This is a genomic window from Fibrobacter intestinalis (assembly GCF_900167415.1).
Classification (GTDB): Bacteria; Fibrobacterota; Fibrobacteria; order Fibrobacterales; family Fibrobacteraceae; genus Hallerella; species Hallerella intestinalis.
The window spans coordinates 18,919-31,842 of sequence record NZ_FUWU01000039.1; the positions used below are offsets into that span (position 1 = coordinate 18,919).

General features: G+C 45.1%; 2 protein-coding genes and 1 pseudogene. 1 reads left to right on the forward strand and 2 read right to left on the reverse strand.

All coding sequences use genetic code 11. The features are described 5' to 3' along the window. Window positions 1-4: 4 nt before the first annotated feature. On the reverse strand, window positions 5-11,509 hold the full coding sequence (locus B5D40_RS10595; RefSeq protein ID WP_078776877.1) for a LamG-like jellyroll fold domain-containing protein: 11,505 nt from the start codon (window positions 11,507-11,509) through the stop codon (window positions 5-7). A gap of 314 nt (window positions 11,510-11,823) precedes the next feature. Here B5D40_RS10595 and B5D40_RS16655 point away from each other — a divergent pair, with 314 nt between their 5' ends. After that, window positions 11,824-12,192 (forward strand): transposase, encoded by a 369-nt coding sequence (locus B5D40_RS16655; protein ID WP_456151864.1) that lies wholly within the window; start codon window positions 11,824-11,826, stop codon window positions 12,190-12,192. Window positions 12,193-12,295: 103 nt separating this feature from the next. On the opposite strand, the pseudogene B5D40_RS10600 reads toward B5D40_RS16655, so the two are convergent. Next, window positions 12,296-12,820: pseudogene (locus B5D40_RS10600) on the reverse strand (HincII family type II restriction endonuclease); the annotation flags it as partial. Window positions 12,821-12,924 lie beyond the last annotated feature (104 nt).

Here is a 12,924-nt window from a genome sequence, read left to right on the forward strand (position 1 = left end):
ATGTTTAGTTCAAAAGTTCCCACGCAAGGATTTCCGAATTCTTGCGCAGTACGATATAGCTCGATGGCAGAATCTGTTTCATGTCGAGAGTCACCGAATGCTCTCCCGCTTCCCAAGAGCCTTTGTACAGGTTTTTTAGCGGAACGCCGATGGCATTCACTGTTTCAAGGGTGTAATAGCCACTTTCTTCGATATTCACATAGACGATGTCGCCTTCCCTATATATGGATTTGGCATAATTTTCTTTGACGATGTATTCGGGGCGGAATTTTGGCTGCGGAGCATTTCCCCAGAGCAAGTTGCCCTGCCTATCTAGAACCACAATGGAGTCGGCTTCCACCATTTCGTGGTTGTTCAGATTGTGATGAGACGGGTCGTCTGCGGCGTTGAAATCGTGAGTCCTGTTCGGATGGTGCAGAGAGAATTGCACACCGTTGCCGTAATCGGACTTGTCTCCCGCATTTAGAATATCGTCATACAGGAAGGAAACGTAATGTAAGTCGCCGCCTGCGCTTACTTTGCTGCTTTGGGCGAACGCATTCCAGTAGATATCCAATTCTGTTTGAGCGGAGTCTCGGAAGTAGTAGCGCGTTTCAAAGCCGTCCACCGGGACGCTTCCGGAATTTTCCACATAGATGGCAAGATGGCTTTCGCTGTTTGATCCTTCGCTATTGTCCTTAGCCATGGCGCGCACGCGACGCTTCGCCTTTTGTATCGGGCCGTCTTCGTCGTAACAGGAAAATTCATTGAGCAAGTTTCCTTCGGCGTCCAACAGGGCGACTCCTGTTGCTTCGGCGTATTCCTTTTCTGCTTCCTGAATGTAACTCGGGTCATCGGTTATATCCCAATAGGGGAAGTAGTTGCTGGGTGAAGTCAGGCGATGCAGACCGATTAAAGGACCTTGCCCAAAGTAGGCGGTGCCGTAAGCGGCAATGACTTCGGTGAGCGCAAACTCCGCATAGAATACGGATCCCGCATCGTTTACGACCCGCATCGGAGAACTTGGATAGAATGCGACGGCGTTTACGTTTTCGCCTTCCCCTTTGTAATAGTAGCGAATTTTTGCATTTTCCAGAGCCTTGTCCGTTTTGTTACGCAGATCAAAACGAATTTGCGCCCATTTTTTATCGTTCAGAGTCTCGTATTTCATACGTACTTGGACTTTTTCCTCCGGAATTGTCCAGGAGGATTCTCCATAATCCATCATATTTCCATCCATACCCGCTTGAGAACTCGCTAACGCCAAAGCGGCGATACCGAGATTTCCCATAGGACGAATCGTCATTTCATGAACACCTGCTTTCAGGGGAAGATGAAGATCCGCCACTTGTTCGCTTTTCCACAAGCCTGTAGAATTTAGCTTAAATTTTCCGAGGTGCGTTCCGTCTATGGTCACTTCGACCTCGGATTCTTCGGTTATATAGTTTCGATGGAAAAGGTAGAGGGTATAATCATCGGCATCCAAATCGACTTTCCACGTCATTTTCCCGCTATTGTCTGTAGTGTTTTGACGGAGATACGCCTTTCCCGGAGCGGAACAGGACTGATCGACCGTTAGACCGTTTCTATCCGAGAGCGTTACAGCGCGAACAGATGCGATATGTACGGATCTTTCGCGAGGGACTCCGGCAAATAGATTCTGGATTTGTTCCGCACTGAGTGCCGAGGCATAGAAACGCAGGTTGGAAATGTTTCCCACGGCGCTGCGCAATCCATTGCGAGTTCCAATGGCAAGCTTGCCTTTTCCGCCGTACAAAAGCTCGTTTTTTAGAGGGATGGTTTCTGCAAGTTTGCCGTTTTTGTAAAGGCTTGCATTTTTCCCTTCGACTACGACCGCTAGATGAGTGGGGATATTTGCATCGCGCTTTGTATTGAAATAGAATACATCGGAGCCGACCTTCAGGAAGTAGCGGTTATAAGTGCCAAGGCCAAAAGTCCATTCGTTTTGACCGACAAAGCTGAGAATCGCCCAATCGCTTTGCTGGATGTTGCCCGCATTGAAATTCAGTTCAAATGTAAACGGACGCAGGGAATCCAAGGCTGCCAGCGTGTATCGGCTGCTTGCGGAATCGGTCGCTTTGTACAAATGTACTCCGTATCTTCCATTCCACGGCGCATTTATCGCGGAAAGATCAAAATGCATTCGCCTGGGATTTTCCTTTGTCATCCATTCGTAGCCGATGTTTCCCGAACCCTCGGCAAAGGGATACCACAAAACCAAGGAGGACGGATAGGGATAAAGCTTTTCTGTTTGTTTGACAGCTTCATCGGTATTGTGTCCCTTGTCCTCGGCGATGACTTTGATTGTCGCTTGGCAACCGACGCAGGCGTAGAGAGACTTTCTGTCTAATTGAAAGTCGTATATCGGTGGTGCATTTCCGGGAATCGTCACGCTTTGCAGTAGATTTCCGCCCAAGAACAATTCCAACGTGGATTTTGCTAGGCCACTTCCGATTTCGTTGATTTCCACTTCGACATGAATGTTTCGTCCACTTTCCTCATCTTCGGAAATAGAGGTTTCCACGCTTTCAATAATAGGATCGATGGAGTCCAGGCGGACTGTTGGGCCGAGTTTCTGTTCTGTATTGCCGTCGATGCCGTAAAGGACGATGGACGATTGGTACACGGAATCCGAAATCGCCAAATCGGTATTTCGGATTGGCCAAACAATGGGGAATGTCGATGCCCCGCGGTGCTCCGCAGACACGTTGCCATTGACGCTCAGTCGCAAAATGTAGTTGCTCTTTCCCGTACACGGATAGGGAAATTCGAGCCAGCCGTTTGCTGTTCCCATCCAAAGTGTATCCAGCCAAAGTGAGTCCAGCTGGCTGCAAGAAAATGCTTCGATTTTTTCGGGAAGAGAATCGAAGAACATGACGCTGTCCGCGTTTGCCGAATCCAAGACGATGAACTTCGAGAAGGTAGGAGTCTTGGCGTTTATTCTTGCGAAGGCGCAGGAATACGGATCTACAGCTTTGCAGGGCTGCAATTCGGCGTCAAGGAGAACGATTGCGCCTTCCTTTTCCAACGGAACGATTTCTTTTTTTTCCAGTTTATAGATTTTCAAGTTGCGGAAATCGACCCCATCATTTTTCAAAGTCTCCATGGAAATATCTACAGTCACCAGTGGGGACTTGCCGTCTGGAAAGACGTGCGACGGAAGCACTTCGATAATTGGACCTGTTGGATGCATATTCCGAAATAGCTGGCAATCATAGCATTCGCTAGGATCCATGGTGCGCACGGTCACGTCGGCATCGCTTTTCCAGGAATCTTTTTCAAAATGAACGGAAACGTTGCCGTACATGGAATAGACAAAATTTTCTGCGTTTGCTTTTACCTGTTCGCCGATGCGTACGTCCAGTTGCCGATAATAGGTGATGTCGCCGATTCCTTTGTAAGTCAAGAAGAAAGACGTATTGCCTTGTAAGCGGTTTACGTCCATCGTGGCTTCTATCGGTTCCTTTGTGCCTTCTGCAATTTTAAAACGCATTCCATTCTGGATGTAAGAAATTTTCCAGTCGGTAATGTTGTATGGAACGCGGCCTTGCAGAGTAACCATTTCGTTTTCGCGGGAGGCGTAAATGTCCGAAGAATTGCGAGAAACGGCAAATTGCTTGGCGGTGGAATCGTAGCGGGCGTTGAAATAGGGATGGCGTGTGAAATTCGTGTCGTTGGGCATCTTTCTTTTGAAAATACCGACGATTTCCGCAGACGGATTTTTTGCCCAGTCCGAATGGATTATCGTGTCTGCCAAAATTGGGCTTTGCGCGACTACTCTGGCCAAAGGAATTGCTTCGCTTTTCCCACCGTTATTCAGGCCTTTTTCGGATGTGAAAATAGAGTCCCTAGCGCGGTAGAATGTCAATTCTGACGTTTTGTTTTTCCCTTGATTAAATAAGCTGAAAGTAGTTGTATCGGTTGTGGAAGAATCGATTTCCCATGCGTCGGAATTTCCTTCGTCTGATTTCAGGATATATTTTTTAACAGAAATGCCGCCAAAAATTTCATCGACGTCGGATTTCGGCTTTTCCAAGTTGAAACTCCAAAAATTGTGTTGGGTGGACCAATTTTTCGGAGTGATGTGATAAGCCAATTTTTCGTTGTTAGAGTCTATTTTAGGCGTTTCAATAGCGGTCAAATTTTCAAAAATGACGCTGGAATCGGTCAGCGGGTTGCGAATAAATCCTTGCCCGTTCTTTAATGCGAATCGGCTTTTCCACAGGGAATCGTTCCAGTCGTTTTTCGCGGAATGCAGATGGGAAACCCACTTGTCGCAGCCGTAGAAACGATTGCCAGTTTCTGCATGGACTGAACAATTTCCTTCGTCCAAAGGATAGGCTACTGTATTTGTATGGGAAAGGAGTATGCCGGCATTTTTTGCTTCCGTGATATTCATTGTCGGAGCGACGTCAAAGTAAAATCCATAAGGAATCTGGATTTTGCCAATGCTCTTATCTTCTCCTGTTAAGGCCGCCTGTTCATTGCTCTGGAAGGATGCCAATAAGTTTCCTTCAAAAGTTCTTGTTTCCGCTTTATAGTTGATGTCGCCACTGCCGCGATAGAATCGCCAAGAAAATTCGGAAGGATAGTATTTTACGGAAGAATCTTTGTTGTCGGGAAGATGGGCGAGAATTTCATCATTAAAAAGCAGCGGATTTTCCGGAATAGGCCACATCGGCAGACGCTGGGCTTCGAATACGGTTGGACCGTTATCGAGTCTCGAATCGGCGACCCATGTGGAGCCGTTATAGAAATTGAGAAAGTCTTCGGTGACAAGTTTTGTAATATAGCCATCGTTTCCATACAAGGTTTTGTTCAACGGATCAAAACGGGCGTAGCGGTTGGCTAAATTGTTCGTTCCCCATATTTTGGGTTCCCAATAATCCGGGTTGATTTGGAGGACGAATTTAACTTTAATGTTTGAACCGGAGTTATCCATTTCACTACAATAGTTTTTCTCAAACTTCTTGATGACAAAACTTTTTTCACCATCAAAAGGCTTTAATTGGACATCCATCATAAAGGCATGGGGATTGTATTGTTGGACAACATAGGGATCAATTTCTTCTTTTGCGTTTTTGGCTCCGCATACAAATCTGGAATCGTCCTCGGATAAAGAAGATGACTCTATATCGTCTGTTTCGCAGGGAGAAATCGCGGCATTAAAAGCGTTAAGTAAACTGTCTGCATTGGAAAGAATATTCAAATTCGTATCCACCGCTTCATAATACAGGGGTTGTCCCCAGTTGTTGAACCAGTTGGACATCTGGTGGAAATATTGGCTATTAGTATTGTTTATATATGAATTCTTTTTGTAAACATTTTCCCATGCAAAATCTTTGGTTGAAGAAAATCCCGCATCCCATACGGCATTGTACATCGAATTTCCTATAAAGGATTCAATTGTTTCGAAAGAGCTTGCCGGAAAAATTTTGATTGCTGCCAAATTATGCAATACTTCTATGTTATTTGATTTGTAACCATAAATCCTGCTGTCATTTTCTTGAAGGGAGTCTAAATCCACCAAAATTTCTTTATTGGATTCGCCCTTTTTGAATTGTACTCGTTGTACATCCATTCGATACCAATAGCCTCTACTTTCTTTGATTCCTGTTTCAAAACAACAGCGAGATAGACCACACCAGCTGACTTGATATACTCGTGATTCGCTCATCAACAATGTCACCACCGTTGCCCAAAATTCATCGCGGTGTCTTCGAATTCCAAGGCTTGGACGTGTTTTTTTGTACACAATAGGATTTTGAATTCCTCCATAGCTATCCCATTCGTAAAGGAATGTCCTTTCATTTTCCGGAAGAACAGTCGCAGAAACATTGGATTGGAGAATGTAGTCGGGCTTTCCGATATAGCGGTAATTTCCGTTTTCATCCAAGAATGTTTCGAGCATCTTCAAGTCGGCTACCTGGCCTGCCGAATCCTTTTTGGCTTCGACGAAATCTGTTCCCCATTTCATTTCAAAGGGATAAAGCGTGTCGATGACAATTCCGGAGTCGCTTTTGACAAGAAGATGTACCGCATAAGAGCCCGCCTGCACAAGACCGTCGTCTTTGACGCCGTTCCAAGAAAGGGTTTGCCATTGATTGGTGGCGGTCGCCAAGACGAGCTTGTTATCCAACAAAGTTCGCACCACATTTTTTGCGGAATCCAGAATTTCCGCGGTCACGTATGCCGAACGTCCCGTCAATTTGAATTGAAATCCATAATCCGCTAGTTGCATTTCGGATGAATCGGCGTTTGAACCCAGAAAATTCACATAGTATTTTTCCAGATTCTGCGGAGCGATTTCGATTTTCGGATTTTCGTATTCCAAATACCATTTCGCCTCTTCGCTGAGCACGTGCTTCTCGTTTCCTTTTTCGTAGGCGATGACGTTCAGTCGGGCAAGGCTTCCGCTGGAATAGCTTCCGTTTATTAAACCATCCCACACAATATGTGCCTTGTATTTTTCCGGAAAAACATAGAGGACGGGACTTTGCGAAATTTCAAATAATGCGCCCTCGATCCAGGAAGCATCTACCGTAAAAGGTTTAGCGGTTTGAAATACCAAATGAACGCTATCTTTCCCGACGTTCCATAGTTTGGTTGCATTGTAAGGTGGAATGGTCAGGCTTATGCCTTCATTTTGAATTCGAATGCTGTCCATGACAAAAGACAAAGACGAACTGGAATCCGGCAGCGTTGTGTGGTTCCAATTGACTTCGCCTTCGACAAAGCGGATCGCCAAGTAGGGCGGCATTCTCGAAATCGTCGGGTTTGCTTTTGTGGAATCCGTGATTTTCAACCCCAAAGCATTTCCTGCGTGACGGACGTGCCAGGTGCAACCATCGTTTTCCTGCCAAATGGAAAGCCCGGAATCCGAAGTCGCAGCGAGGGTTTTAAAAGGAGAGACCGTCATTGGGTCGAATGTTTTTTCTAGGGCTCTTACATAAGTTGTCGAATCTTTTGGCGATGGCACTTCGATAAATGCTTTCACCAGCCATCTTGAGTCTTCGGGTACATTTTTCAATTCGATAGAAATGTCTTTGGCTTGTCCGGCTCGGTGATTCCCGACGGGCGGAGCGATAACCAGTTTGGGAACATTTGCCGAATCAAATGGTGCAACGTCATTTACAAAAACGATTTTTTCGTCGGAAATCCACGGGCAGGAATCGCAACTTCGGACGGAAAGTTTTAAAACATAGCTGCCCCTTGCCAGATTGCATTCCGCGGGATTCCATATCGCCAAATCCCTTTCCGACGGCAATAAGGATTTATCAAATACCAAGTATTGGATTCCTTTTTCGGACCAAGTACTGTCCTCCTCTTTTCTCCAAGATATGCGGAATTCGCCGAGATTGTCATTTTCGTGTACGAGATGGTTCGGCGCAAAGCCCCGAATTAAAATCGGGCCGCTATAAAAATCGTTTTGGGGATGGGTTATTTTGGGATAACGGGCTCCTATTTCCACGGAATTTATGTTTTTTCCGAAATTTCCGGCATCATCGTAGCATCCGAAATAGACAAACCAAATGCCATGGGTCGTATCCGGAGCGGCTTTTCCGAAATCAAAATGAATGTTCGCATTTTGCGCAGTCTTGCTTGTATTTTCCGGCAGAGGTCCTTTCCAGCTTCCTTCTTTGTCAAAGAAATTGACTTTGACATAACATACGAGTTCGGAACGGTTTCGGGCGTCATCTGCGCTTTGGCTCACGTGTGCGCTTCCTTTTTTCAATTCGGCAATGTTTTCGTAGGCGAAATCGCCGAGGGTGATTCCGCGAATCTGCGGGAGAGTTCTATCTACTCGCACATTTTTTAAGATTTGCTTGGAACTTTTATTTCCCGCTTCGTCGGTAAGAAATACGTTTAAAGTATAGATGCCGTCTTCGATCCTGTTCGCGTCCGGTTCTTGAAAAACGAATCGTTTTGTGGAGTTGCTCACGGTAAATTCATAGAGATACCGTTTTTGCTTCAAATTGCTTCTGTCAAGAGAATCCGTAAAGACCAATTCTACGACGACAATTTCAGAATCGCGCCCGAACAGATTTTCTTCGATATCAAAAGACAGCAGCAAAGTGTCCATTGCGTTCAGCAGAACTTCGTCTCCATTTTTTCGTTTGGCGAATGCGGGCAAGCTTTTGTCTGCAACGCCGAGGACTTTTAAATTTTCGGCACTTGCTTGAGGAGGCGCATTGTCCAGAAGAATTTTTTGATGGATGGATGTCCCGTTGATTCCCGCTCGGAATGTTGAATCGATCAGGGCGAATGCCCACGAACTTCTTGCGGAATCCTGCGCCGTATTTGCCAATTTTGCTTTCATCGAAAAATTCGGATTGGCGAAATCATACGCTTGCGCATACAAGTCTGCAACTCCGCTCCAAGAAACCGGTGCTCCTGTCCAGCGGATTCCATAGGAAGGCTCGCCAACATTTGCCTGATGCAGAAGCCATAGCGTGTCTTTCGTATCCTTGCGGACTAGAAAACTGCGCAAGCCTCGGAGCGGGCGATTTTCCACGGAATCCAAACTTTGGACGTAAGCAAAAGTTTCACCCTTATTCAAGGAAAATACCGGAGACTTTGAAAGCGTATCAAAGGCCAGCGAAGGCGCGGAAACATCTCCCCACACAATCGTTTTGGGGTTGTAATAAATGTTTTGTTCGCCTGATGTATAGTCCTCTTTTAACGTTTTTGTTTTAAAACCTAAATACCATTGGAGTGTATAGGCGGCGTTTTCCAGAGGATGCTTTTTCCAAATCGAAGACAAATCCGCCTTAAATCGGTAACGAGAGCCGGAACCTTTCAGGCTGTCCACGAATACCGGGACCGTATCTTGATGTTTTAAACTGGATACGATAAGGCGATATTCCCCTAATGACGCTCCATAGCCCAAGTCGTTTGCATAAATTTCCACAGTATCCATTTGGGATACCGTTTCAAAGGATTTCGGCCAGCCTTCTTCTATCAAGTAGTCCACTGCTTGGAATTTGAAAGCGATTCGCTGGTTGTTGGCCTTGCCTGCTTTGTTTACAATATAAATGCTGATACAGTTTGCGCCGTCTTCTTGAATTGCGCTGAGTAAAATACTGTCCTTTTTGTCCGTAATGCCTTTGTTCAGAACTTCTTTGGGGCGGAAAACAAAAAGTCCGTTTTTTTGAATGGGGGATTTTTGCAATGTGTCGATAGGATTTTCTTCCCATTGGTTGTTCAGACCCCGATAGACGTACCACGTATGGCCTCGCCGTTCGTAGGCGAGCTGCATTCGGGCATTAAAATCAAATTGGATCAGATGCAATTCGTCCGGTTGAAAATCGTCGATGATAAAGCGATATTCCCGTATAAAATCGCTCACCCTAAATCCATCGACTGCGGCATATCTCGTTTTTTTATAGAGCGAACCATTCCTTTGCTCGTCAAAAACATCCTTCATCATCACAAACCGATTGTGAATCAAGGCATTACGCGGAATTTCGGAAAATTCGGAAGCGGGGAACAGATAGCCGTAGGCGAGGGAATCTTGGGAAATATCCGCAAAATTTTTCACGTCGTCAAAAGTCTTGTACAACGCCAGCGGAACGATGGAATCGGCAGAGATGCCGCTTTTGCGAACCGTTTGCAGGGAGATGATGGGTGTTCCGAAAAGCATGTTTTCCATGTCGGAGGACGCAATGTCGTGCGAGATGCCGTTGTGGTCATGCCAAGAACTGTGGGCAGGCTTTTGTTCTATAGATTGTTTTATAGCGATATATTTGGCGGATCGCAATGCGCCCACATTTTGAACGGCTTTCTTGATATTCTGCGAAACATTTGCAATCAAAGTGACGTTCGTCAAAAATTGGGCGGCCCGGCAGGCTTTTCCTATGGCGGGATTTATTGCCTCTACGGCGGAACATCCGATTTTAAGACCCAAATCGATGTCTTGTCGAATTCCTTCCAATTCGCCGGCCTTGGATGTGTAATTCATGTAATCTTTCAATTCTGAGAAATCCTTTTGGTGAGCTTGCGCGTAATCTTTTAGCGAATAGCCGATACGCATAACGCCGGATTCTTTGAATGCACGGACATTCTTGCCGATTGCGCTGAAGGCAGGAACGTCAAATGTCCCTTCGTCAAAAAAATGGATGGCGTAGTTGGAAAGGTTGCTGGAAAGCAGACCCGTTCCCTTTTTTAGATTTCCTTCAATCTGTTGGACGCTTTCTCCCAGTTCCGAAAGCGTTTGCGAATACTCGTCGATGAAAGTGGAGAACAGTTCCGATTTGTATTTTTCCGGCAGGTATTTATTTGCGATGCTGATGATCTTCAGAACGGAACTTGAAAAATTTTCCTTGTTGAATTTCAGGTTGCTTAATGAAGAAATGTCCCGAACGCATTCGGCGATTTGTCCGACAGGAATGTCATAATCGGAGGCTATTCGATTGGCCACTTGCATGGCGTCTGCCGTAAAATCACCATTCATTGCGTTTGAAACGACGCTTTGGATGTCTTCAGGAACAAAATCCTTGCCATTTTTGGCCATCATCGCCGAGAGCGATTCCGTCAGCATTTTTTGAAGCCTTTCCTTGCTCACGTGATTCTTTGCTTGGTCCGCGAAATCGGCCAGCGTGCGACGCCCGTTCCCGATGCTCGGAAGCCCGTAGGAATAAATGTTGTTGTATGCCGGATGCTCGTAGGAATTTAGCATCGAGTAGGCGTTCAGCAGTTGAGTGCTCCCCGCGAAATTTTTCAAATCCAATCCTTTTTCCTGTGCATTCTTTTGGACTTCACGGTAAGCGGCGTCCTGCAAATCCAAATCTTCCGCCAGATACAACAGGGATTTATACGATTTTTCCTTGTTCTCGAAATAGCCGGAAAAATGCTTTTTGATATCGCCTGCGTTTTGAACCATGCCAAGCACAGCTTCTTTCAAAAGCGACATCATCAGGTCTTCTAAAGCGCCACCTCCGCCGATAAGGTAAATTGCCAATGCCAGCGGGATAATATCGCTATAATCTGAAGCGGATTTGGATTTGTTCAATGCGGAAGAGCCATTTAAAAGCGTTTGATCGGCAAAGCCCGTTCCTTCATGAGGCGTGTTGAAAAAAAGAACGTTTTCGATTTCACCCTGGTAATCCTTGCTTTGAATGTATTCGCGTACAGCTAGGCCGGCTACGCCTTCGGCGATAATGATAAATCGGTTCGGAGTCTGTTCGGAATTTGCAGCATTACTGTTTTGCGCCCAGTTTTTCAAGGCCTTGTTGAAAATGGAATTTTTTCCTTTCAAAAGGGAGTCGGCGGCTTCGGCAGGGGGCATCGAATCATCATAGAAAAAGCAGAAAATGGAGTTGGAATCCCCGTAGAAGGCGTTTTCTTTTAGAAATTTTACCGTTTGCATTTTATCCCACGATTCGGAAGAAGTTTCGTCGCACAAGCCGGAAGCGTCCAAGAGAATCGCCAAGGTCGAAGAAGAGGGGCTGAAAACGGCCGCCGAAGCGAAAACGGCGCATAAGAGAAGGGTTTTGATAAAATTTTTCATTGGTCTGAAAGGTTATGTTATGTAACTTGGAAGAATTTAGTGTGCGGCCAGAATCGAGTCAATGTTTTGTAAGCGAACTTTTGACATTCTTTCTTTTCTTTGGTCACTTAATTAAAAATATCGCACGAATTGGATGATTAATCCACGATTAAGCGCTCACCTTTCGTGAAATTCTTTTGTGGCGTTTTGAAAATGGGCAAAGAGGCGGATGCTTTAATTGCCGAATGGGCTTATGTGTCATTTGGATTCCTAAATCTCTCGTAACCCATTGATACATAAGGCATAGCAGCAAATTTTTCTTTTTTGGGAAAAATTTGCTTTTTTGTGGTTCAAATGACACTGTGAAGAAGGGACTGTCGCACGGCTCCCAGAGATGGCTCTGCAAAGCGTGTGGGAAGCACTTTTCTAAGAAAAGGAAGGATTCCGCTTCCGAAATCCGGTCGCTCTACTCCAGCGGAAAGTACAGCCTGGACGACATATCAAAATTTCTAGGCATATCAAGAAGTACCGTATGCCGAGCCTTGCGAAATTATGTTCCCGAACCCAAAACGCAAGACTCTCGCAAGATAATTGCGATGATGGACGCAACCTATTGGGGAACTGAAATCCCTTTTGCGTCGACACGGGGGAATTTTCGTCGAGTGCAGAAAAATGCTCATCTGGGAATATTTTTTTGGCTCTAGGCCATATAAATAAAGGGCTGCAGGCCGTTTTGGGTATCCAAATGACACATAATGGAACGGATGCCTGTTTTCAGGTATCCGTTTGACACATAAGCCAAAAATTTTAACCTTTGTCTAAGGCGGAATATCGGATGTATCTCAAAAAAGGTTTGATATAAGTATCGTGCATTTTCTTGCATCTCATTTTAGCACTTTTGACAAAGATGTTCAAATAATGCCTAGTCCATTCCTCTCTAGTGCCGTTCCAGGATTGGTTTAATTCACATACATGAAATTGAATTTGCATAGCGGCTGCCCAGTTAATATATAATGTTTCTGGATTCGCCTTGAATAAATTTCCATGAAATGCTTTTGTAGCGGTGAGAGAGTTCCCCTTTTCTTTCCAATTGACTTCGATATAATCTATGCTAATGTTGTCAAATTCATTGTTGTCTATCATCAAAACGCAAGTTTTGGCTAGTTTGTATGCGGAGATGATATTTGGGGCCATAGCGGATTTTGAAATGTTTCTTGTCTTAACGTCAATGATGTCGTAAAATCCATTTTTGTAATGTAAAATATCGGCTGTGTCGTTTTGTTTTTCTTCAAAGATATTTTCCGGCGACCATTCTTTTGTTGCTTTATCTCCTCTGCTAAGTAGTCAGCCCTTAAAAAGTCACTTTGCGAACGTAAGATAAGGACGTTCGCATTTTTTGTTCATTCCGTTCCACAGAAGGCAAAAACAGTATAGCC